The sequence below is a fragment of the Azospirillum sp. B21 genome, assembly GCF_008364825.1.
Taxonomy (GTDB): domain Bacteria; phylum Pseudomonadota; class Alphaproteobacteria; order Azospirillales; family Azospirillaceae; genus Azospirillum.
The window spans coordinates 58,143-80,893 of sequence record NZ_VTTO01000003.1; the positions used below are offsets into that span (position 1 = coordinate 58,143).

At 68.1% G+C, this 22,751-nt stretch carries 20 protein-coding genes and 1 pseudogene; 7 read left to right on the plus strand and 14 right to left on the minus strand.

All coding sequences use genetic code 11. The annotated features are described in order from the left end of the window. The first annotated feature begins 27 nt into the window (after nucleotides 1-27). Both FZ983_RS08495 and FZ983_RS08500 read left to right on the plus strand, forming a co-directional pair. Nucleotides 28-798 carry a class II glutamine amidotransferase gene (locus FZ983_RS08495; RefSeq protein ID WP_149223145.1) on the plus strand — a complete coding sequence of 257 codons (771 nt, stop codon included), beginning with the start codon at nucleotides 28-30 and terminating at the stop codon, nucleotides 796-798. A gap of 147 nt (nucleotides 799-945) precedes the next feature. Beyond that, nucleotides 946-1,569 (plus strand): FMN-dependent NADH-azoreductase, encoded by a 624-nt coding sequence (locus FZ983_RS08500; protein ID WP_149223146.1) that lies wholly within the window; start codon nucleotides 946-948, stop codon nucleotides 1,567-1,569. 179 nt (nucleotides 1,570-1,748) lie between these two features. On the opposite strand, the gene FZ983_RS08505 is transcribed toward FZ983_RS08500, so the two are convergent. The 8 genes from FZ983_RS08505 to FZ983_RS08540 form a co-directional block, all read right to left on the minus strand. Further along, nucleotides 1,749-3,257, minus strand: coding sequence for an AMP nucleosidase (locus tag FZ983_RS08505; protein ID WP_149223147.1), 1,509 nt, complete (start codon nucleotides 3,255-3,257; stop codon nucleotides 1,749-1,751). A gap of 98 nt (nucleotides 3,258-3,355) precedes the next feature. Further along, nucleotides 3,356-4,711: a signal recognition particle-docking protein FtsY gene (gene ftsY, locus FZ983_RS08510; protein ID WP_149223148.1), complete on the minus strand. Its 1,356-nt coding sequence runs from the start codon at nucleotides 4,709-4,711 to the stop codon at nucleotides 3,356-3,358. Between the two features lie 22 nt (nucleotides 4,712-4,733). Further along, entirely contained in the window at nucleotides 4,734-6,005 is a 1,272-nt protein-coding gene (gene mtaB / locus FZ983_RS08515; protein WP_149223149.1) for a tRNA (N(6)-L-threonylcarbamoyladenosine(37)-C(2))-methylthiotransferase MtaB, read from the minus strand. After that, the gene (dapF, locus tag FZ983_RS08520; RefSeq protein ID WP_149223150.1) at nucleotides 6,002-6,838 is read right to left on the minus strand and encodes a diaminopimelate epimerase; all 837 of its coding nucleotides are present in this window, start codon (nucleotides 6,836-6,838) and stop codon (nucleotides 6,002-6,004) included. The genes mtaB and dapF overlap by 4 nt, the downstream gene beginning before the upstream one ends. Nucleotides 6,839-6,906: 68 nt before the next feature. After that, complete coding sequence (locus FZ983_RS08525) at nucleotides 6,907-7,338, minus strand: GtrA family protein (protein WP_149223151.1); 432 nt, start codon at nucleotides 7,336-7,338, stop codon at nucleotides 6,907-6,909. Further along, a complete protein-coding gene (locus FZ983_RS08530; RefSeq protein ID WP_149223152.1) occupies nucleotides 7,335-8,381 on the minus strand; it encodes a glycosyltransferase family 2 protein in 1,047 nt (348 codons plus the stop codon). Before FZ983_RS08530 ends, FZ983_RS08525 begins: the two co-directional genes overlap by 4 nt. Before the next feature lie 70 nt (nucleotides 8,382-8,451). Continuing rightward, nucleotides 8,452-10,080, minus strand: coding sequence for a hypothetical protein (locus FZ983_RS08535; RefSeq protein ID WP_149223153.1), 1,629 nt, complete (start codon nucleotides 10,078-10,080; stop codon nucleotides 8,452-8,454). A gap of 124 nt (nucleotides 10,081-10,204) precedes the next feature. Next, nucleotides 10,205-11,122, minus strand: a complete 918-nt coding sequence (locus tag FZ983_RS08540; RefSeq protein ID WP_149223154.1) for a LysR substrate-binding domain-containing protein — start codon at nucleotides 11,120-11,122, stop codon at nucleotides 10,205-10,207. A gap of 104 nt (nucleotides 11,123-11,226) precedes the next feature. On the opposite strand from FZ983_RS08540, the gene FZ983_RS08545 reads away from it, so the two are divergent. From FZ983_RS08545 to leuB, 3 genes are all read left to right on the plus strand, one after another. After that, nucleotides 11,227-12,435 carry an MFS transporter gene (locus FZ983_RS08545; RefSeq protein ID WP_247883673.1) on the plus strand — a complete coding sequence of 403 codons (1,209 nt, stop codon included), beginning with the start codon at nucleotides 11,227-11,229 and terminating at the stop codon, nucleotides 12,433-12,435. A 182-nt stretch (nucleotides 12,436-12,617) separates the two neighbouring features. Continuing rightward, nucleotides 12,618-13,229, plus strand: coding sequence for a 3-isopropylmalate dehydratase small subunit (gene leuD, locus FZ983_RS08550; RefSeq protein ID WP_111065795.1), 612 nt, complete (start codon nucleotides 12,618-12,620; stop codon nucleotides 13,227-13,229). Nucleotides 13,230-13,298: 69 nt separating this feature from the next. After that, nucleotides 13,299-14,414: a 3-isopropylmalate dehydrogenase gene (gene leuB / locus FZ983_RS08555; RefSeq protein ID WP_149223155.1), complete on the plus strand. Its 1,116-nt coding sequence runs from the start codon at nucleotides 13,299-13,301 to the stop codon at nucleotides 14,412-14,414. 80 nt (nucleotides 14,415-14,494) lie between these two features. Here the strand turns inward: leuB and FZ983_RS08560 are convergent, their stop codons facing one another. From FZ983_RS08560 to FZ983_RS08570, 3 genes and pseudogenes are all read right to left on the minus strand, one after another. Beyond that, nucleotides 14,495-14,689 (minus strand): general stress protein, encoded by a 195-nt coding sequence (locus FZ983_RS08560; protein ID WP_247883674.1) that lies wholly within the window; start codon nucleotides 14,687-14,689, stop codon nucleotides 14,495-14,497. Nucleotide 14,690: 1 nt separating this feature from the next. Beyond that, nucleotides 14,691-15,115: pseudogene (locus tag FZ983_RS35170) on the minus strand (KGG domain-containing protein); the annotation flags it as partial. After that, entirely contained in the window at nucleotides 15,045-15,929 is an 885-nt protein-coding gene (locus FZ983_RS08570; protein WP_149223156.1) for a CoA ester lyase, read from the minus strand. The gene FZ983_RS08570 and the pseudogene FZ983_RS35170, both read right to left, overlap by 71 nt. Before the next feature lie 190 nt (nucleotides 15,930-16,119). On the opposite strand from FZ983_RS08570, the gene pdxY reads away from it, so the two are divergent. Beyond that, complete coding sequence (gene pdxY / locus FZ983_RS08575; protein ID WP_149223157.1) at nucleotides 16,120-16,980, plus strand: pyridoxal kinase PdxY; 861 nt, start codon at nucleotides 16,120-16,122, stop codon at nucleotides 16,978-16,980. 23 nt (nucleotides 16,981-17,003) lie between these two features. On the opposite strand, the gene FZ983_RS08580 is transcribed toward pdxY, so the two are convergent. After that, nucleotides 17,004-19,256 carry an ATP-binding protein gene (locus FZ983_RS08580; RefSeq protein ID WP_149223158.1) on the minus strand — a complete coding sequence of 751 codons (2,253 nt, stop codon included), beginning with the start codon at nucleotides 19,254-19,256 and terminating at the stop codon, nucleotides 17,004-17,006. Between the two features lie 233 nt (nucleotides 19,257-19,489). Here FZ983_RS08580 and zapE point away from each other — a divergent pair, with 233 nt between their 5' ends. Then, nucleotides 19,490-20,662 carry a cell division protein ZapE gene (gene zapE, locus FZ983_RS08585; RefSeq protein WP_149223159.1) on the plus strand — a complete coding sequence of 391 codons (1,173 nt, stop codon included), beginning with the start codon at nucleotides 19,490-19,492 and terminating at the stop codon, nucleotides 20,660-20,662. Nucleotides 20,663-20,678: 16 nt separating this feature from the next. Here zapE and lipA read toward each other — a convergent pair whose 3' ends face one another. Next, nucleotides 20,679-21,611: a lipoyl synthase gene (gene lipA, locus FZ983_RS08590; RefSeq protein ID WP_149223160.1), complete on the minus strand. Its 933-nt coding sequence runs from the start codon at nucleotides 21,609-21,611 to the stop codon at nucleotides 20,679-20,681. Continuing rightward, nucleotides 21,611-22,741 carry a 2,3-butanediol dehydrogenase gene (locus FZ983_RS08595; RefSeq protein WP_247883675.1) on the minus strand — a complete coding sequence of 377 codons (1,131 nt, stop codon included), beginning with the start codon at nucleotides 22,739-22,741 and terminating at the stop codon, nucleotides 21,611-21,613. Before FZ983_RS08595 ends, lipA begins: the two co-directional genes overlap by 1 nt. Nucleotides 22,742-22,751 lie beyond the last annotated feature (10 nt).

Below are 22,751 nucleotides of genomic sequence, written 5' to 3' on the forward strand. Positions count from 1 at the left end.
CGACGACCAGCGGCAGACGAGGACATCATGTGCGAACTCCTGGGCATGAGCGCCAACGTGCCCACGGACATCTGCTTCAGCTTCGCCGGCCTGATGCGCCGCGGCGGACAGACCGGGCCGCACCGCGACGGCTGGGGCATCGCCTTTTACGAAGGCAAGGGCTGCCGCGCCTTCCATGATCCGGCACCCAGCAGCGAATCGGAAATCGCCCGGCTGGTCAGCCAATATTCGATCAAGTCCTGCACGGTGATCTCGCACATCCGCCGGGCCAACCGCGGCCGGGTGTCGCTGGAGAACACCCATCCCTTCACCCGCGAACTGTGGGGCCGGGTGTGGACCTTCGCCCACAATGGCCAGTTGAAGGGCATCAAGGACCGTGTGTTGACCTTCTACGAGCCGGTCGGCAGCACCGACAGCGAGCATGCCTTCTGCTGGCTGCTCGACCAGATCCGTATGCAGTATCCGGAGCCGCCGAAGACCACCGCCGGGTTGATGAAGCTGATCCGTCATCTGGCCGCCGATCTGGGGACGTTGGGCGTGTTCAACATGCTGCTCAGCGACGGGCGCTACCTGTGGTGCCACTGCGCCACCAACCTCGCCTGGTTGACCCGCAAGGCGCCGTTCGGTGCCGCCACCCTGCTGGATGCCGACATGAGCGTCGATTTCTCCAAGGAGACGACGCCCAACGACGTCGTCACCGTCATCGCCACCCGCCCACTGACCAGGGACGAGGCCTGGACGGTGATGCAGCCGGGTCAGATGGCGGTCTTCCGCGGCGGCGCGCTGGTGACGCGCTGAGCCGGTCGTACCCAGGCCGATTGTTGCTTGTCCAGAGACGATCTTTCGCGCACAGACCGGCTTAACCACTGGAAAACAAAGGGGCATCTTGGTCGTCAGAACCCGGCCGGACATGACGGCCGCAACAACCAAGAGGCTCCTTCCGCCATGACCACGATCCTGCATGTCGACTCCAGCCCGCTCGGCACCGCGTCCGTCACCCGCCAGCTGACCGCCTCCATCGTCGAGGCCCTGGTGAAGGCCGATCCGGCGGCCACCGTCGTCACCCGCGACGTCGCCGCCAACCCGCCGGCCCATCTGGACGGCGAGCTGCTGCAGGTCGTCAAGCTCGGCGTCGTCGAGGGCCTGAGCCCGCGGCAGAGCGAGGAGCTGGCCCTGACCAATGCCCTGCTCGACGAGTTCCTGGCCGCCGACGTCGTCGTGGTCGGCGCGCCGATGTACAACTTCTCCATCCCGACCCAGCTGAAGGCCTGGATCGACCGCCTCGCCCAGGCCGGCCGCACCTTCCGCTACACCGCGAAGGGCCCCGAGGGTCTGGCCGGCGGCAAGCGCGTGATCGTGGCGTCCGGCCGCGGCGGCGTCTATTCGACCAACCCGGCGCTGGCCGGCCTGGACCACCAGGAAGCCTATCTGCGCACCGTGTTCGGCTTCTTCGGCATCACCGACGTGACCTTCATCCGCGCCGAGGGCATCGGCATGGGTCCGGAAGCCAAGGACAAGGCGCTGGCCGGCGCAGCGAAGGAGATCGAGGGGCTGTTGGTCGCGGCTTGATTGGTTGGGGGGCGCAGCGGCGGTTGCCCCCTCCCTAACCCTCCCCCGCCCTCGGTCGGCCGAAGGCCGATCCGATCGCGGGAGAGGGGACTACCGCTGGACGCCGACAAAGCTCCTGCCCCCTCTCCCACCGCAGGTGGGGGAGGGATGGGGAGGGGGCTTCGAAGCCGACACTCCCCCTACTGGAACGCCACCTCCGCCAGGCTGCGCAGTTTGCGGGAGTGCAGTGTTTCCATCCCGTGCTCGCGCAGCAGTTCCATCGCCAGCACGCCGATCTTCAGATGCTGGTCGACCCGCTCGCGGTAGAAGCGGTCGGCCATGCCCGGCAGTTTCAGCTGCCCGTGCATCGGCTTGTCCGACACGCACAGCAACGTCCCGTACGGCACGCGGAAGCGGAAGCCGTTGGCGGCGATCGTCGCGCTTTCCATGTCCAGCGCGATGGCGCGGCTCTGGCTGAAGCGCATCAGCGGCTCGCGGTGGTCGCGCAGTTCCCAGTTGCGGTTGTCGATGGTCGCCACCGTGCCGGTGCGCATGATGCTCTTCAGGTCGAAGCCCGACAGCCCGGTCACCCGCTCCACCGCCGTTTCCAGCGCGCGCTGAACCTCGGCCAGCGCCGGCACCGGCACCCACAGCGGCAAATCGGCGTCCAGCACATGGTCCTCGCGGACATAGCCGTGGGCCAGCACATAGTCGCCCAGCCGCTGGGTGTGGCGCAGCCCGGCGCAGTGGCCCAGCATCAGCCATGCATGCGGGCGCAGCACCGCGATGTGGTCGGTGATGGTCTTGGCGTTGGATGGGCCGACGCCGATGTTGACCAGGGTGATGCCGTTGCCGTCCGGACGCTTCAGGTGATAGGCCGGCATCTGCGGCATGCGCAGCAGCCTCGCCGCCGGGACATCCGCGACGCCGCCGAGATTCTGGTTGGTGGTGACGATGTCGCCCGGCTCGACGAAGCTGTCATACTGGCTGCGGTAGGCGGCCAGATCGGCGTCGCCGGTCGGTTCCATGATCTCGCGCGACAGCCGGATGAACTCGTCCACATAGAACTGGTAGTTGGTGAACAGCACGAAGTTCTGGAAATGCTCCGGCGCGGTCGCGGTGTAGTGGCGCAGGCGGTGCAGCGAGAAATCCACCCGCGGCGCCGTGAACAGGGCCAGCGGCTTCACCGCGTCCGGCCCGCCGTCGCAGGTGCCGTTGACGATGGTGTCGTCCATCCGCGCCAGATCGGGCAGGTCGAACAGGTCCGGCAGCTTGGTCAGCCGGTCGGGCGGCAGATCGCCTTCCACATACATGCCGTTGGGAAAGGCGAAATGGATCGGGATCGCCTCCTCGCTGACGCCGACCTCCAGCGGGACATCGTGGTTGCGCAGCAGAAGCGTGAACTGTTCCAGCAGATAGCGTTCGAACAGGTCGGGCCGCGTCACCGTGGTGGAGTGGACGCCGACCCCCTCGACGAAGCCGTAGGACAGCCGGGTGTCGACCGCGGCCCCCGACACGGCGGTCAGCCGCACATAGGGGTAATAGGCCCGGTTCCGCCCGCCTTCCTCCTCGCCCTGGGTATAGGCGGCGAAGCGGTCGCGCAGATAGGCGGTGTTGCGGTCGTAGATGTCGCGCACGCAGGCCAGCGCGGCTTTGGCATCGGTGAAGCGCCCGGCCGACCCGGGCTGGAGCGGGGCTTTATCAGTCATGTCGTCAAAGATGGGGTACGAACGACCGGCTGGGAAGGCCGAATTTCGGCCAATCCCCAGCACTTATCCCTTCGGAGATGATGAAACGCCCTCGCCGTTCAGTCGGCGTTCAGCCCCATCAGCGATTTGGCGAAGGCATCCGCATCGAACGGGCGCAGGTCGTAGACTCCCTCGCCGACGCCGATGGCGTGGACCGGGATCTTGAACTTCTCCGCCAGCGAGACCAGCACGCCGCCGCGGGCGGAGCCGTCCAGCTTGGTCAGGATCAGGCCGTTGACATTGACCATGTCGCGGAAGATCTCCACCTGGCTGTGCGCGTTCTGGCCGGTGGTGGCGTCCAGAGTCAGCAGGGTGGTGTGCGGTGCCGTCTCGTCCAGCTTCTTGATGACGCGGACGATCTTGCGAAGTTCCTCCATCAGGCCGGTCTTGTTCTGCAGGCGGCCGGCGGTGTCGATCAGCAGCACGTCGACCTTCTCGGCCCGTGCGCGTTCCAGCGCGTCATACGCAAGGCCGGCGGCGTCCGCCCCGGTGTCGCGCGCGACGACCGGACAGCCGGTGCGCTCGCCCCAGATCTTCAGCTGGCTGACCGCGGCGGCGCGGAAGGTGTCGCCGGCGGCCAGCATCACGCTCTTGCCCTCCGCCTTGAACTGGCGGGCGAGCTTGCCGATGGTCGTGGTCTTGCCGGTGCCGTTGACGCCGACGACCAGGATGACATGCGGCTTCAGCGCCGGGTCGAGCACCAGCGGCTTGGCGACGGGGGTGACGATCTTCGACACCTCGGCGGCGAGCGTCGACTTGACCTCCTCCGGCGAGACCTCCTTGCCGAAGCGGGTCCGTGCCAGCTCCGCCGTGACCTTCGCCGCGGTGGCCGGGCCGAGATCGGCGGTGATCAGCAGCTCTTCCAGTTCCTCCAGCGCCTCGTCGTCCAGCTTGCGCTTGGTGAAGATGCTGGTGATGCCGTCGGTCAGCTTGGACGAGGACTTCGACAATCCTTCCTTCAGCTTGGCGAACCAGCCCTTCTTGGTCGGCGGCGCCTCTTCGGCAGCCACGGCGACGGGGGCCGGGGTGGGGGCGGGAGCGGGCGCCGGCGGCAGTTCCGGAACGGGTTCCGGCTCCGGCGCCGGGGCAGGGATCACCGGGGCAGGGGCGGGCGGCGGCTCGGCCGGAGCGGCGGGCGGTGTGACCGGGGCCGGCGCAATGGGGGCGGGCGCGGCCGGAGGCGGCGCGACGGGTGTCGGCGGCGGTTCGGCGCTCGGCGGCGCCGGCGGCAGCTCCGGCACCGGCTCGACCTCCGGCTTGGGAGGCAGCGGAGCGGCGGGCGGTTCCGGCGTTTTTTCCGGCTCCGGTTCCGGCGCGGGAGTGGCGGACTCCTGGGTGACCGATTGGTCCTTCGCCGCCTCGTCCTTGGGCGCGGTCTCTTCGGGCTTCTTGCGGCCGAACCAGCGGAAAATCATGGAGTGTCCACTATGAAAGGGGTCAGAGCGGGGTGCCGGTCAGCACGCCGCTCTCGATGCCGGTGATGGCGGCGGGCACCAGCGAGCCGGGCGGGAAGGGCCGGCCCAGGCGGATCGCGGCGAAATGCTCGGTGCGGCCCAGGTCGTCCTTCTCCACCAGCACCGTGGCGGTGCGGCCGACGAGGCTCGCCAGGGTGCGGGCCTCCGCCGCCTCACCGACCGCGCGCAGGCGGGCGGCGCGCTCCTTGCGGACGGCGCCGTCGACCTGCGGCATGCGGGCGGCCGGCGTGCCGGGGCGCGGGCTGTAGGGGAAGACATGCAGCCACGTCAGGCCGCATTCCTCCACCAGCCGCATGGTGTTTTGGAACATCTCCTCGGTCTCCGTCGGGAAACCGGCGATGAAGTCGGCGCCGAACACCACGTCGGGACGGATCGAGCGCACCCGCTCACAGAAGGCGATGGAGTCGGCGCGGCCGTGGCGGCGCTTCATCCGCTTCAGCACCATGTCGTCACCGGCCTGCAGCGACAGGTGCAGGTGCGGCATCAGGCGCGGCTCGTTCTCGATCAGGCGCCAGAGGTCGTCGTCCATCTCGATGCAGTCAATGGAGGACAGGCGCAGCCGTGGCAGCTCCGGCACCAGGGCCAGCAGCCGGCGCACCATCTGCCCCAGCGACGGCGATCCCGGCAGGTCGGGGCCGTAGCTGGTGATGTCGACGCCGGACAGCACCACCTCGTTGTAGCCGGCCTTCACCAGCGCCTGGACCTGTTCGACGATGCCGCCGATGGGGACGGAGCGCGAGGGGCCGCGGCCATAGGGGATGATGCAGAAGGTGCAGCGGTGGTCGCAGCCCTGCTGGACCTGCACGAAGGCGCGGGCGCGGTCCTCGAAGCCGCCAATCAGATGACCGGCGGTCTCCTTCACCGACATGATGTCGTTGACCAGCACCTTCTCGGCCGGCGGCAGGCCCCAGCTTTCCGGCTGCAGCTTTTCCTGGTTGCCCAGGACCTGATCGACCTCCGGCATCGCGGCGAAGCGCTGCGGGTCGATCTGGGCGGCGCAGCCGGTGACGACGATGCGGGCGTCCGGCCGCTCGCGCCGCAGCTTGCGGATGGTCTGCCGCGCCTGCCGCTCGGCTTCCGACGTCACGGCGCAGGTGTTGACGATCACCACGTCGTCCAGCCCGGCACTGCGCACATGGTTGCGCATCACCTCGGACTCGTAGGTGTTCAGGCGGCAGCCGAAGGTGACGATCTCGGGGCCGGTCTGCGTCGTGTTATCGGTCGTATCGCTCATACTGAAACCAGTTCAGCCGACAGCCGGCCGCTGAAGGCGAGCGCCACCGGCCCGGTCATCAGGACGCGGTCGTCCTCGGTCCATTCGATGGTCAGGGTGCCGCCGTCCAACAGGATGTCGGCCTTGCGTCCGGTCAGGCCGCGGCGGGCCGCCGCCACCAGCGTGGCACAGGCACCGGTGCCGCAGGCCTGGGTGATGCCGGCGCCGCGCTCCCACACCCGCATGCGGATGGCGGTGGGCGACAGGACCTGCGCGAATTCGATGTTGGACCGCTCCGGGAAGGTCGGATGGTTCTCGAACACCGGACCGATCTCGGCCAGCGGCACCGCTTCGGCATCGTCGACGAAGAAGACGGCGTGCGGGTTGCCCATATTGACCGCGACCGGGCCTGAGAAACCGCCATGCTCCACCGTTTCGACCCGCAGCGTGTCGGTGGGGGCGGCCAGCGGGATGGCGCTCCAGTCCAGCCGGGGCGGACCCATGTCAACCGTGATGCGGCCATTGTCGGCACGGGTGGCGTGCAGCAGCCCGGCGGCGGTCTGGAAGCTGGCACGGTCGCGCCCGCTCTCTTCCATTAGCAACCAGCCGACGCAGCGCGACGCATTGCCGCAGGCCGCCGCCTCGCTGCCGTCGGCATTGCGGATGCGCATGAAGGCGTCCGCGCCGGGCGCGTCCGTGCTTTCCAGAATGATGAACTGGTCGCAGCCCACGCCGGTCTTGCGGTCGGCGATGGCACGCACCTCCGCGCCCGAGGGGCGGTAAGGTTCGGAACGGGCGTCGATCACGACGAAGTCGTTGCCGAGGCCGTGCATCTTCAGGAATTCGCGGGTCATGGCCGCCGTTATATGGCGAGCCGTGGGGATAAGTCCATAAGGCGCCGCGCAAGGCAGATTCGCGGCGCTTACGCTCCCTTGAACACCAGATGCTTCGATGCCGCGAAGTTGAAGAACATGCCGGCGATCGAACCGGCGGCCACCGCCAGGAACGGGTGGTCGGCGACCATCTGCACGCTCGATTCCAACCCGACCGACACGCCGTAGTTCACCACGCCGCCGATGGCGTTGGCGGCAATGAACTTGGCCCACTGGCGGTGCAGCGGCTCGGCCACCGCACCGCGGAAGGTGAAGGCGCGGTTCAGCGCCCAGGTCGCCGTCGCTGCGGCGAAGAAGGACGGAATGCGGGCGGCGAAGAACTCCAGCCCCAACGCCAGCCCGGCATAGAGCACGGCTGTGTCCACCAGCAGCCCGATGACGCCGACCACGCCGAATTTGGCGAACTGCACCCCCAGCCGGCCGAGCCGGCTGTTCAGTAATGTGTCGACCGGCCCGCTCACCGGCGGCCGTCCCCGCGGTCACCGGCCAGCTGCGGGTGGTTGCCCGGCGCGCGCAGCGACAGGTAATGCATGCGCTTGGCCTCGCGGCGGCCATGGGTGACGGTGTCCAGGATCAGGCCGCAGGTCAGGCTGAGGAAGGCCATCAGCATCAGCCCGGTCGCAAGCACCGCGGTGGGGAAGCGCGGAACCAGTCCGGTCTCGAAATAGGTCACGATCACCGGTATGCCGAGGATCACCGACAACAGCGCCAGCACGCCGAACAGCCCGGAGAAGAAGGGCAGCGGCCGCTCCTCCTTCACCAGCATGATGATGGCGCGCAGGATGCGGATGCCGTCACGGATGGTGTTCAGCTTGCTGTGCGACCCGGGCGGACGGTCCTTATAGGGGGTCTTCACCTCGGCGATCGGCATGCGCAGCTCCAGCGCATGGACGGTCAGCTCCGTTTCGGTCTCGAAACCGCTGGCCAGCGCCGGGAAGGACTTCACGAAGCGGCGGGAGAACACCCGGTAGCCCGACAGCATGTCGCCGATGCGGCTGCCGAAGATCTTGGCGACCATGCCGGTCAGCACGAGGTTGCCGAAGCGGTGGCCGGGGCGGTAGGCGGCGACGATCTCCGTCACCCGCGCGCCGTTGACCATGTCCAGCTGCTCGTCCCACAGGCGCTTGACCAGCTGCGGTGCGCTCGGCGCATGATAGGTATCGTCGCCGTCCACCAGCACATACACGTCCGCCTCGATGTCGGCGAACATGCGGCGCATGACGTTGCCCTTTCCCTGCAGCGGCTCGTGCCGGACCACCGCCCCCGCCGCACGCGCGACCTCGACCGTCCGGTCCTTGGAGTTGTTGTCGTAGACGTAGACCGTCGCCTCCGGCAAGGCGGCGCGGAAGTCCTGCACCACCTTGCCGATCGCCGCTTCTTCGTTATAGCAGGGGATCAGCACCGCGATGGTCGGCGCCGGGGCGGCGTCCGCGTTGGCCTGCGGCGTTCCCGAAGCGTCGGTGCCGGCGGAGGAAACGGCGCGGTCGATGGTCGATACGGTCATGGCGCTGGCTTTATGGCTCGAAAAGGGCGGACGGGGCGGTTACCGGCGATAAACAGCACAAACCCGGCGATTATTCCACTGTCTCCCGATTTCCGGCCGTCCTGTCCACTGCACAGAGGTTCAGGGTCTCGCCCAGATTGTTGGGAATCGGCCGGCAGCGCTGCGGGTCCAGCCGCAGGCCGAGCAGTGCGGCGGCCTTCGCCGCGCCGGGTGTGTCGGGGATCGTGCTCAGCATCAGGAAGGAGCCGCGGTGGGACGCCAGCTTGTCCTTCAGGATGGCGAGATGGCCGTTGCCGACCGAATCCGGCTGCAGGAAGTTGGACTGGATGCGCACGAAGGTGACGCGGGGTGGGAAGGACGGGATGACGTGCGAGATGGCCCAATATCCCGCCATCACCACCATGGTGTCGTCCGCATCCTCGATGGGCGGCACGTCCGCCGTCACCCACTTGTCGGCCCAGGCGACGCGCCCCCAGTCGGCCGGCTGCACCGTCAGCTGCACCAGCGCCAGCAGGGCCGCGGCCAACCCGATGCGCAGGCGGCGGGACAGCGGCAGCAGGCCGACCGTCATCACCAGCGCCAGCGGGGCCAGCATCTCCAGCGGCACCAGATAGCGGTAGATGCAGAACATCACCACCCACAGCGCGTAGGTGACGGAGAGCGCCGTCAGCAGGAAGCGTGTCGCCGGCCTTTCTGTCAGCCATTCGTTGCGCCGATGCAACGACCATCCGATCAGCGCGCCGACGGCTCCCAGCGGCACCAGGACGAACAGCGCCAGCACCCGCAGGTCGAAGAACGGCACCTCGCCCACCGTCAGGGGGGAGAAGGTGAAGACGAAGGGGAAGAACAGCCGCTGCCACAGACCGGGCGGGAAGAAGCTGACATTGACGTAGTCGGATATCGCGGCGAAAGGCGACTTGAAGATGTGGTTCATGTGCGGGAAAACCGGGTTCCCGTAATCGTGCCACAGATGGGCCATCCATACGCCGCCGCCCAGCGCCAGACCGGCAAGCACCCCGATGCCGAAGAAGAAGGCCAGCCACAGCCGCCGCCACGGCCGGGCGGGCAGGGCCAGGAAGCCCAGGCACAGCCCGACCGCATAGATCACCGTCGGGTTCTTCAGCCCCATCGCCACCCCGGCCAGCAGCCCGGCCGCCGCCACCCGTGCGAAACTCGGCAGCGGCCGTCCATCCAGGATGCCGGGCAGGCTGCCGGCGATGATGGCGAGCGCGCCCAGCACGCCCAGGCTGACCACATTGTCCTGGAAGGTGGTGCCGATCAGCCCCAGCGCCCCACCGCCCAGTCCGCCCATCACTGCCAACGCCATGGCGATCAGGCTTCGTTGCAGAGCCGGACCGTTCCGGAAGCAGGACGATGCCACCAGATACAGCAGCGACAGGTTGATTCCCTGCAGCGTTCCCCACAGGAATCCCGCCGCCCGCGCCGGCAGGTGGGTTGCCAGCCAGTAGAAGGGCACGTCCAAAAAGGGGCTGTAGAAGGTCGGCATCTGCGCCGGCAGCAGGTCGCGCCCGATCCGCCCGGTCAGCAGGGCGTAGGCGTTGTACCAATGGTAGTTCCGCAGGTCCCAGTTGGCGTCCATGCCGAAGGTCAGCGTCAGCAGCCCGTAAGCGACCGGAGCCAGCAGCAGGAAGGCACGGCCGATCAGGCGGGCGCGGCGGTCGTCGTCAATGGTCGGCATCGGGTCAGGCTGCCTTCGTTGGTCTTGGTCATCTGGATGGAACATGACGGCCGGCTGGGACGTGACGGACCGGCCGGACGATTTGGTAGGCTGTCGCCAAGCCCGCCGCAAGGGGCGCGGCGGATCAGGCCGCCGCCGCGGAGTCCTGCGTCGCGGAGTCCTGCCCTCGCAGCCAGTCGGCCAGACCGGCCAGGGCGGTGTGGTCGGGATGGCTGTGCTCCAGCAGGAAATAGCGTCCGGTTTCCGCTGCGGGACAGCCGGGAACCTGAACCAGCCGCCCATCGGCCAGTTGCCGCTCGATGAACAGCAGCGGCACCAGGGCTATTCCCAACCCGTCTTCCGCCGCCTGGATGGCGACATAGGTGTGATCGATGTCCAGACGGTTGCGCAGCCGGTCGGCGCCGATGCGGTTTGCGGCACACCAGTTCGGCCACAAATCCGGCCGCGCCCGGATGGCGATGACCGTGCGCCCGGCCAACCCGTCAGGCATCGCGTCGCCGTTCACCTCCTTCAGCAGTTGCGGGCTGCAGACCGGCGCCGACCGCTCGGCCATCAGCGGGTGGGGTGTCAGGCCGGCGAAATGGCCGGGATCGCGGCGGATGGCGTAGTCGAGCGGGCGCGACAGGTCGATGCGGTCGGGCGCCGTGAACAGCGACAGCTCGACATCGGGAAAGGCCGTCTTGAAGGCCGGCAGCCGCGGCAGCAGCCAATGCATGGCGAAGGTCGGGATGCAGTCGAGATGGATGACTTGGCCGCCCTTCTCCTCGCGCAAGGTGCCGGTGGCGGTCGCCAGCTGGTCGAACAGATCGGCCACCCGCACGAAATAGCGCGCGCCGACCGGGGTGAGCCGGACCTGCCGGCGCGACCGGTCAAACAGCGCCAGCCCCAACCAATTCTCCAGCAGCCGGATTTGTCGGCTGACCGCGCCGGTGGTGACGCACAGCTCCTCGGCGGCGGCACGGAAGCTGCCATGGCGGGCGGCGGCGACGAAGGCGCGAAGGGCGTTGAGCGGAGGAAGCGAAGTGTTCGATCGGCTGGGCATTCGTTGATTTTTTCTCAACGATCGTCGCAGAACAAGTCGTTTTTCCCGACGCCGTCCGGCCGCTACCGTGGCGCCGACCAACGTCAGGAACGGGGTGGCGGGGCGTGGACGGAAAGAGCGGACCGGCGGTGCCGGCGCGGGTGGTGTGGGCGCTGGGCATGTCGCAGCTGGTCTGCTGGGGCGTGTCCTACTACCTCGTCGGCCTGTTCGGCGAGACGATGGCCGCGGACCTGGGGCAGGGATTGCCGGCGATCCATGGCGGCTTCACCCTGGCGCTGGTGGTGATGGGGCTGGTATCGTCCGCCGTCGGCCGCGCCATCGACCGGCGGGGCGGGCGGGCGGTTATGGTCGCCGGGTCCCTCCTGATGGCGGCCGGCTGCGTCGGGCTGGCGCTGGCGCATGGCTTGGTCGTCTATTACGCGTCCTGGGTGCTGCTCGGCCTCGCAATGCGGATGGCGCTGTACGATGCGGCCTTCGCGGCGCTGGCCCGCATCGGCGGCCGGGCAGCGCGCCGGCCGATCTCGCAGATCACGCTGCTCGGCGGGCTTGCCTCCAGCGTGATGTGGCTGGTCGGGCAGTCCGTGGCGGAGGTGCTGGGCTGGCGCGGCGCGCTTCTCATCTATGCGCTGTTGGCGCTCGCCACGGTGCCGCTGCACCTGCTGATCCCGCCCGACCGTTTCGTGGAGCCGGTGCCGGATGCCGCCCCGGCGGTCCGGGCGCCCGCAACGCCGGCCGCCCCGCCGTCTTCGACCCTGGCGGCAGTTCTCTATGCGTTGATCGTTGCGCTGTCGGGGATGCTGAACTCCGGCCTGTCGGCCCACATGATCGGCATGCTGGCGGGGCTGGGCATGGCGCCGGCGCTGGCGGTCTGGGTATCCACCCTGCGCGGCGTCGGACAGTCGGCGGCGCGGCTGGCGGAGATCCAGTTCGGCAGGCGGCTGTCCGCCTTCGGCCTCGCCATCCTGGCGACCGGGCTGATCGTGCCCTGTTTCCTGTTCCCGGTGGCCTTCGGGGCTGCGCCCGCCGCCGGCATCGCCTTCGCCCTGCTGTTCGGGGCGGGAAACGGACTGGTCACCATCGTGCGTGGCGCATTGCCGCTGGTCCTGTTCGACCCGGCCCGCTACGGCCAGACCGTCGGGCGCCTGATCACGCCCGGATTCTTCGTCTCGGCCCTCGCCCCGTTGGTCTACGCGCTGGTGATCGAGCGGTTCGGCGACGCGGCGGCGCTCTGGCTGTCCTTTGTGTTGGCGGCGGGCGCGCTGGCGGCGGCACTGGTTCTGGCGCTGCGTTTCGGCACCCGCAATCGCACCTGACCGGGACGATCCGGGCACGTCCGAGCAACAAAGATGCGCGCCGGTGCATTCGCGCATGCCTGTTCGCTCACTGCGTGCCGGGAAAAGGGCAAGCTTCCTCTGGCAATGGCTTGTTCGGTCTGCTATTCACCACGCTCTGCATGCGCACGCTTGCGCCTTCTTGCGCGACAGGATTTCTGGCGATGGAAAAGTTCACGGTTCTCACCGGCGTTGCGGCGCCGCTGCCGATGATCAATGTCGATACCGACATGATCATCCCGAAGCAGTTCCTGAAGACCATCAAGCGGACGGGGCTGGGCAAGCATCTGTTCGACGAGATGCGTTACACCCCGGACGGGCAGGAGATCCCGGACTTCGTCCTGAACAAGCCGGCCTACCGCAAGGCCAGCATCCTGGTATCCGGCGACAATTTCGGCTGCGGCTCCTCGCGTGAGCATGCGCCGTGGGCGCTGGCCGATTTCGGCATCCGCTGCATCATCGCCCCCAGCTTCGCCGACATCTTCTACAACAACTGTTTCAAGAACGGCATCCTGCCGATCAAGTTGCCGAAGGAGCAGGTGGACCTGCTGCTCGACGACGCGTCGCGCGGGTCGAACGCCGTCATCACGGTCGACCTTGAGAAGCAGACCATCACCGGTCCGGACGGCGGCACCATCTCTTTCGAGCTGGATCCGTTCCGCAAGCACTGCCTGCTGAACGGCCTGGACGACATCGGCCTGACGCTGCAGCAGTCGGCCCATATCGACGGGTACGAGGGCAAGCAGCGCGCCGGCCAGCCGTGGATGTGGGGCTGACCGCCCCCGTCCTCCCCCGATTTCCACCATCTGTCTTCTTGACGTCTGATATTTGGGAGTGCGCCCGCCATGGCCGCCAATAAGAAGCTTCTGTTCCTCCCCGGTGACGGCATCGGCCCCGAGGTGATGCGCCAGGTTCGCCGGGTCATCGACTGGATGGACCGCAAGCGCAAGATCACCTTCGACGTGTCCGAAGGGCTGGTCGGCGGCGCGGCCATCGAAGCCCACGGCGTTCCGCTGTCCGACGCCACGCTGGCCGAGGCGCTGGCGGTGGACGCGGTGATGCTGGGCGCCGTCGGCGGCCCGAAGTGGGACAACCCCAGCGACTACACCAAGCGCCCGGAAGCCGGCCTGCTGACCCTGCGCAAGGAATTGGGCCTGTTCGCCAACCTGCGCCCGGCGGTGGTGTTCGACGCGCTGGTCGACGCCTCCACCCTGAAGCCGGACGTCATCCGCGGCCTGGACATCCTGATCGTCCGCGAACTGACCGGCGGCGTCTATTTCGGTGAGCCGCGCGGCATCACCGACATCGGCAACGGCGAGCGCCGCGGCGTCAACACCCAGGTCTACACCACGTCGGAGATCCGCCGCGTCGCCCGCGTCGCGTTCGAGCTGGCCCGCAAGCGCGGCAACAAGCTCTGCTCGATGGAAAAGGCGAACGTCATGGAATCCGGCCTGCTGTGGCGCCAGGAAGTGACCAAGCTGCACGGGGAAGAGTTCCAGGACGTCGAACTGAGCCACATGTACGCCGACAACGGCGCCATGCAGCTGCTGAAGAACCCGAAGCAGTTCGACGTGATCGTCACCGACAACCTGTTCGGCGACATCCTGTCGGACGAGGCGGCGATGATGACCGGCTCGCTCGGCATGCTGCCCTCGGCCTCGCTGGGCGCCCCGGATGCCGCCGGCAACCGCAAGGCCCTGTACGAGCCGGTGCACGGTTCCGCCCCGGACATCGCCGGCCGCGATCTGGCCAACCCCTGCGCGACCCTGCTGTCCTTCGCGATGTGCCTGCGCTACTCGTTCAACCTGGACGAGGACGCCAAGCTGATCGAGCGGGCCATCCAGAACGTGCTGGGCGGCGGCATGCGCACGGCCGACATCATGGCTCCGGGCATGGCGCGCTGCTCCACCACCGTCATGGGCGACTCGATCCTGCGCGAACTGGACAAGCTGGCGTCCTGATCGGTCTGCCGACCTACGGTCAAGAAAAAGCCCCCGTCCTTCCGGACGGGGGCTTTTTCGTGTGCACGGATCGCGGCGTTTCAATCGCCCCCGGCAGGGCGGTCGGCCGACCGTCCGCCATGGCTCGCCTGTCCGCCCTTGCGGCCGGCTTCCGCCGCCAGCGAGGGGTTCTTGGAGAAGCTGCGCGAGGAAGCGGGCACGCTGCGCCCACCCTTGCGACCGGCTTCCGCGGCGAGTTCCGGGTTCTTCGAAAAGCTGCGTTTGTCGGCCGGCACGCTTTCGCCACCCTTGCTGGCAATTTGGCGTTGCCGATCAGGGTCCATCGACGCGAATCCGCGGCCCGACGTACGATTGCTCTCTTTCGAGGCCATAACCAACCTCCGACTGTGCCTTGCTGATTCGACAACCGGACAGCCGTGGGTTGGTTCCAAATACCGAACAATTTCTGCAACCGGAATTGTCGGTATGGCCAGCAATGTGGGGAGTGGTTGCGGAGGATGCCCCCACCTAACCTCCCCCGCTGGGCGGGGGAGGGACTGCCGCTGCTTTTCCAAACAAGCACTTATCCCCCTCCCCCGCCCAGCGGGGGAGGGTTGGGGTGGGGGCAAAGAACTGAACCGGAAAGCGCGCTCAAACCCCCGCCGCTTCCATCCTCCCGATTGCCTCGGCCAGCGACACCAGCCGGCGGGCGTTCTCGACATGCAGGTTCTCCACCAGCTTGCCGTCGACCAGCACCACGCCCTTGCCGGCTGCTGCGGCCTCCGCATGGGCGGCGATGATGCGGTGGGCCTGGGCGATCTCGTCGGCATCGGGGGCGAAGGCGGCATTGCAAGAGGCGATCGTCTTGGGGTGGATCAGAGTCTTCCCATCGAACCCCAGCTCGCGCCCCTGTCGGCAGGAGGCGGCGAAGCCCTCGTCGTCGCTCAGGTCCAGATGCACGCCGTCCAGAACCGCCAGCCCATAGGCGCGCGCCGCCAGCAGGCAGAGCCCCAGGCTGGTGATCATCGGCAGCCGCTGGGCCGTGTGGGCGGCATGCAGGTCCTTGGCAAGGTCCGAGGTCCCGAGCACCAGCGCGCCGACGGCGGGGGAGGCACCGGCGATCTCCTTGACGTTCAGGATTCCGAGCGGCGTCTCCATCATGCACCAGATCCTCTGGCCGGCCGGTGCCCCGGCGGCGCGCAGCACCGCTTCGGCCTGCCGGACCGCGTCGGCGCTCTCCACTTTCGGCAGCAGCACGGCGTCGGCATCGCTGGCCGCCGCCATGCGCAGGTCGTCATAGCCCCAAGGGGTGTTCAGCCCGTTGACGCGGACGATCAGTTCCCGCGCGCCATAGCCCCCGGCGGCAAGCGCCTGGGCGATGGTCTCGCGCGCCGCGGCCTTGGCATCGGGGGCGACCGCATCCTCCAGGTCGAGGATCAGCCCATCGGCGGGCAGGCTGCGCCCCTTCTCCAGGGCGCGGGCGTTCGAGCCCGGCATGTAGAGCACGCTGCGGCGGGGGCGGACGGTCGTGGCCATGGCGATTTCCCGGTACTGCGGATGATTGGAGAAGGCAGCTTTAGCCGCGCGTCCACGCCCTGTCCATGGGCCAAGCCGCCACATCAGACCGCCGAAGGGGCGCGTGCATGGCTGCCATGCCTCGAACCCGCGGCATCGCCATGGAGTCGGCGGCTTTACGCCCGGCGGACCGTCGCTTACGCTTCATCCCATGAAAAGCGTCCTCACCATCCAATCGCACGTCGCCTATGGCTATGTCGGCAACCGGGCCGCGGTATTCCCGCTGCAGCGGCTGGGGATCGACGCCACGGCGGTGAACACCGTCCAGTTCTCCAATCACACCGGCTACGGCGCCTGGACCGGGCAGGTCTTCACGGCGGAGCACATCGCCGACATCGTCGACGGCATCGCCGCACGCGGCGTGCTGCCGGCGCAGGATGCGGTGCTGTCCGGCTATATGGGCGCCGTCGAACTGGGGCAGGTGATCGTTGAAACCGCCGCGCGGGTGAAGGCGGCCAATCCCAAGGCGGTCTATTGCTGCGACCCGGTGATGGGCGACGTCGGACGCGGCTTCTTCGTGCGGCCGGGCCTGCCGGAATTCATCCGCGACCATGCGGTTCCCGCCGCCGATCTGATGACGCCCAACCAGTTCGAGCTGGAGTATCTGACCGACCGCAAGGTGGCGACGCTGGACGACGCGCTGGCGGCGACCGCGGCGTTGCGCGCCCGCGGGCCGCGGCTGGTGCTGGTCACCAGCCTGACCCGGAGCGAGGCCGATCCCGACAGCATCGAGATGCTGGTGGACGGCACCGACGGCGCCTGGCTGGTGGCGACGCCGCGCCTGACCTTCGATCCGCCGCCCAACGGTTCGGGCGACGCGGTGGCGGCGCTGTTCCTCGCCCACTTTCTGACGGCCTTCGATCCCGCCGATGCACTGGAGAAGGCGGCGGCGGCGATCTTCGCCATCTTCGAGACGACCAAGCGTCTGGGCACGCGCGAGCTTCAACTGATCGCCGCCCAGGACGATTTCGTCGATCCGCCCCGCCGCTTCGCCGCCACACGCCTGCGCTGAAATCCGTCGGCCTTTCCCGGCCGTCAGGCGGCACCGACGGTCCAGTCGCCCACCTTGGACGGGTGATCCGCAACCCGCGAGGGCGGCAGCCGGATCGTCATGATGGTACCGGTGCCGGGCGTGCTGTCGCAGGTCAGCGTGCCGCCATGCAGGTCGATGAAGTTCTTCGAGATCGACAGGCCCAGCCCCGTCCCCTCGTAACGGCGGTTGGCTGCGTTGTCGGCCTGACGGAAGGGCTGGAACAGGTCGGCCATGAATTCGGGCGGGATGCCGATGCCGGTATCGGCCACTGCCAGCCTGAACCCGCCATTCCCATTCCCGTCCTGGTCCAGGCCGGCGGTGATGGTGACGCTGCCGCCGCCGGGCGTGAACTTCACCGCGTTGGACAGCAGGTTCAGGATCACCTGCTTGAAGGCGCGCTGATCGACCCAGAGCGTGGCGACGGAACCCGCCACAAGGTTGTTCAGCGCCACGCCGCCGGCGGCCGCGCGGTCGCGCACCATCATCAGGCAATGGCCCACCGCCTCGTGGACCTCGACCGGCTCCTCGCACAGCTCGAACTGGCCCGATTCCAGCTTCGACATGTCCAGCACCGCATTGACGATGTCCAACAGGTGCCGGCCGCTATCGTGGATGTCGGCGATGCAGGATTTCTGCCGTTCGTTGACGGTGCCGAAGAACTCGCTGTCCAGCACTTCGGCGAAGCCGATGATGGCGTTCAGGGGCGTGCGCAGTTCGTGGCTCATGTTGGCCAGGAACTCGCTCTTGGCGCGGTTCGCCAGTTCCGCCTGGGTTTTGGAGGCGATCACCTCCGCCTCCTGCTGTTTGCGGCGGGTCATGTCGCGGATGACGCCGACATAGATGCGCGGCTCGTCGGGACCCGGGTCCGGGCGCGGTACGCCGACGCCTGCAGGGTAGGGCGCTGCGGCACAGGGGGCGGCGCCCAGCCGCAGGTCGCTGACGGTGAATCCCACCGGAAAGGCGCGTCCGTCGTGGCGAATCGCGATCAGGTCGCGGTCGTTGGCGCCGTCGCGCGCGTCCGGGATCAGCGCCTCGATCGGCTGGCCGATCATCTCCCGCTCCGGCACGCCGAACATGACCTCGGCGGACCGGTTGAAGGTGACGATGCGCCCCGCCCTGTCGAAGGTCACCACCGCGTCCAGCATGGAGTCGAGGATGCCGCGGATCCGGCGGGAGGCGCGGGCGAGCCGGGCCTGATCCTCCTCGCGGCGGGCATGCTGGCGAACGACGAAGGCGGTCAGCAGGGCGATGGCGATGGTCATCACCGTGCCGATGGCGGTCCAGGCCGCGGTATCGCGCTGCCAGTCGGCCAAAACCGCCCGCACCGGCAGGGTCGCCACGATGACGAACGGATAGCCCTGCACCCGCCGCACGCTGATCAGGCTGTCGACCTCACCGCCGCCGGGCGTGGGCGCCGATGATGCCGCCCCCGCGGGTGCTGTCATCGGGGTGCTGTCGCGGATGGTGGCCTCGTCCCGGGTCGCCAGGGCTCGCTGCACCGCCGGCCAGTCCGCCAGCCGGGTCACCCCGATGCGGTCCTGCGGCCGTTCGAGCAATACGGTCCCGTCCTCCAGCGCCAGGATCACGCTGCCCTTGCGGTCGATGCGTTGCGATTCCAGCGTCGCCGCCAGCCGCGTCGGATCGACCAGCGCCACCAGCACCCCGCGGAAGCGGCCGCTTGCGTCGGTCCAGCGCCGGCTCAGCGGGATGACGCGGGTGCCGGGCATCACCCGGCTGACGATGGGTGCGCCCACCAGCAGGCCAGGGCTGGCGCGGTCGCGTGCGTTGGTGAAATAGGTGCGGTCGGACAGCGGGAAGAACGGCAGCGGTGCGTCGGCGGAATGGTGCAGGGCAAAGCCGTCTTCGCCGACAACCACCAAATCTGCCAGTTCGCCGAAGGAATCGCGGCTCCGGCGCAGATGGTCGTGAATGGCGGCGCTGCCGCGCCGGCCGCCGTCGGTGTGGGTATCGAGCGCGAAGGCCAGATCGCTCAACAACCGGTCCACCGAAAAGGCGGTGCGCAGTGTTTGGGCCTCCAGCATGCGGGCGAGGTCGCGGGTCGCGCGCTCGCCCGCATCCAGGGCTTCCCTCCGGCTTTGGAGGATGCCGTAGCCGATCAGCGCGTTCACCACCAGGATGAAGGCGAGACCGGAGGCGGTCATCAGGAAGCGCACCGACCCCAGACGGCCACGCAACGCCCGCGCCAGCCCGGCGTTGGAACTGTTGGTCGGGAAAGCGGACCCGAAGGCGGGCATCGTTACGGCGGTTTCCTGTCTGGCGGGCGGCTGGAGTGCGCCGGAACATTGATTGGACGAACATCCTAAAGAAACTGTAACCTGACGGAAACAAGGGCCTCCCCAATGCGCCCAGATGCCGCGCCGCCCTGCCATTCCCGCCGCTGGTCCCGCCCGTGCCGGTCGGCGGTTGCCGGGAGCGGTTCCATCCGTTAGGTAAGGGGCATCTTGGCAGCCGGATCGCGCATATCCCCATGACCGACGGACCGCTTTCGCTCTACCGCGCCCGCCGCGGCAGCGGCACTCTTCGCCCCGATCCCGACCAGGAACTGGCGGCGGAGAAGTTCCAAAGCCTGTATCAGGCGCTGAAGGGCTATCAGCCGCAGCCCGCCGGCGACGACAAGCCTGCCGGGGGAGGGTGGTTGGAACGCTTTGGTCTTGGCCGCCGCCGTTCCACCCCGCCGCCGCCGGACATCGCCTCCACCGCGCCGCAGGGGCTGTACATCTACGGCAGCGTCGGGCGCGGCAAGTCGATGCTGATGGACCTGTTCTTCGAGACGGCTCCGGTCGACAAGAAGCGGCGCGTCCATTTCCACGAATTCATGCTGGAGATCCACCAGCGCATCCACGACCACCGCCAATCCGGCAAGGGGAAGGGAGACGGCCCGGACGAGGCGCTGCCCGAACTGGCCCGCGCGCTGGCCGACGAGGCGTGGCTGCTCTGCTTCGACGAGTTCCACGTCACCAACATCGTCGATGCGATGATCCTGGGCCGGCTGTTCACCAACCTGTTCGACCTGGGTGTCGTGGTGGTCGCGACCTCCAACTGGCCGCCGGACATGCTGTACAAGGACGGGCTCCAGCGCGAGCTGTTCCTGCCTTTCATTGCGCTTCTGAAGGAAAAGCTGGACATCCTGTCGCTGGACGGCCCCACCGACTACCGGCTGGACCGTCTGAAGGGCGTGCCGATCTACCACCACCCGCTGGGTCCGGCATCCGATGCCGCCCTTGCCAAGGCCTTCTCCGACCTGACCGGCGGCGCACCGGGCGAGCCCTGCAGCCTGACGGTGCAGGGCCGCCGCGTCGAGATTGAGCGTGCCGCGAAATGCGTGGCCTGGGTCGATTTCTGGAACCTGTGCGGGAAACCGTTGGGGGCTGCCGACTATCTGGCCATCGCCACCCATTTCCACACGGTCCTGATCGACCACGTGCCCACGATGAAGGACGAACTGCGCAACGAGGCCAAGCGCTTCATGACGCTGATCGACGCACTGTACGAGCACAAGGTCAACGTCGTCATCGCCGCGGAGGGACCGCCCGAACGCCTCTATCCGGAAGGCACCCACGCCTTCGAGTTCGAGCGCACGGTGAGCCGGTTGATGGAGATGCAGAGCGAGGATTATTTGCAAAGGCAGCATCTGACCTGACCGGCTGCATCCCCGCTCAAACCATTTCCGCAGCCTTCTCACCCGCCCGCCGCCGCAACTCCTCGAAGTCGCGGCCGGCATGGTGGGAGGAGCGGGTCAGCGGGGTCGCCGATACCATCAGGAAGCCCTTTGCCCTCGCCACAATTCCGTAGCGCTCGAACTCTTCCGGCGTGACGTGGCGGGCGACCGGGTGGTGGTTGGGGGTGGGGCGGAGATACTGCCCGATGGTCAGGAAATCGACGCCCGCCGCCCGCAGGTCGTCCATCACCTGCACCACCTCCGCCGGCTCCTCGCCCAGACCCACCATGATGCCGGATTTGGTGAAAATGGACGGGTTGCGCTCCTTCACCCGCTCCAGCAGGCGCAGCGAGCCGTAATAGCGCGCCCCCGGCCGCACATCGGCATAGAGCCGCGGCACGGTTTCCAGATTGTGGTTGTAGACGTCGGGCCGGGCGTCCGCCACGGTTTCCACCGCCCCTGGCTTGTTGCGGAAATCGGGGGTCAGCACCTCCACCGTCGTCGTGGGGGAGGTGTCGCGGATTCGGGCGATGCAGCGGGCGAAATGCGCGGCGCCGCCGTCCGGCAGATCGTCGCGGTCGACCGAGGTGATGACGACATGGGCAAGGCCCAACTCGCCCACCGCCTCGGCCAGCCGGTCCGGCTCATGGGGGTCGAGCGCGTCCGGCCGGCCGGTGGCGACGTTGCAGAAGGCGCAGGCCCGCGTGCACACGCTGCCCAGGATCATCACCGTTGCATGCCGCTTGCTCCAGCATTCGCCGATGTTGGGGCAGGCGGCCTCCTCGCAGACCGTGTTCAGGCCGTGGCGGCGAACCAGGGACCGCGTGTCCTCGAACGCCGCACCGCCGGGGGCGCGGGCGCGGAGCCAGGCCGGCTTCTCGGCCCGGTGCTCCGGGCGGGCGGTTTTCATGTGCATCGCGGGCAGGGCCATCAGTGGACGAGCTCCGGCTGTTCGGCGGCGGCAGGGACAGTCTGCGGCTGAACGATGATCTTCACGTTGCGGTCCTTGTGGGCGACCAACTCCTCGAAGCCGCCGCTGACGATGTCGTTCAGGGTGATGCGGCCGGTGATCAGCGGCTGCACGTCGATCCGGCCATCGGCGATGAAGCGGATGACGTCGGCGAACTCGCCATTGTAGGCCAGCGAGCCGATGATCTGCTTTTCGGTGGCGACGATCTCGAAGAAGTTGAAGGAGCTCGGCTCCTCGAAGATGCCGACCAGCACCGTCTTGCCGGCCTTGCGGATCACGTCGATGGCGAGCTTCGCTGTGTCGCGGTGGCCGATGCATTCGAACGACACGTCGGCGCCGTAACCGCCGGTCAGCGCCTTGACCTCCGCCACCGCATCGCATTCCTTGGGGTCGAGCACGACGGTTGCGCCGACCTCCAGCGCCTTGGCCTTGCGGGCGGCGGACATCTCCAGGACGATGATCCGCCCGGCGCCCGCAGCCTTGGCGCACATGATGGTACACAGGCCGATGGTGCCGGCGCCGACCACCACCACCGTCTCGCCGACGATGCTGCCGGCCTTCTTCACCGCATGCATGCCGACAGCCAGCGGCTCGATCAGGGCGCCGGCTTCGGTCGGGAAGCCGTCGGGCAGCTTGTAGAGCAATTCGGCCGGGACGTTGACCAGGCTGGCGAAGGCGCCGTTGTTCATCAGGCCGGTGAAGGCCAGCTTCTCGCAGATGTTGTACATGCCGTGCTTGCAGTAATAGCACTCACCGCAATGCTGGCAGGCGTCGGCCGCGACCCGGTCGCCGACAGCGAAGCCGGTGACGCCCTCGCCCAGTGTCGCGATCTCGCCGCTGAACTCGTGGCCCAGGATGCACTGGCCCTTCAGCCCGGTCAGCGGGTGGGGGGTGTCGACGGGGATGAAGACCGGACCGGCGACATATTCATGCAGGTCCGACCCGCAGATGCCGCACCAATGCACCTTGATCTGCACCCATCCCGCGGGCGGGGCACCCGGCAGCGGCACGTCTTCGACGCGGATGTCCTTGCGGCCATGCCAGACGGCGGCCTTCATCGTGGTCGCCGGATCCTTGATTATCGCATTCATGGTGTTTTTC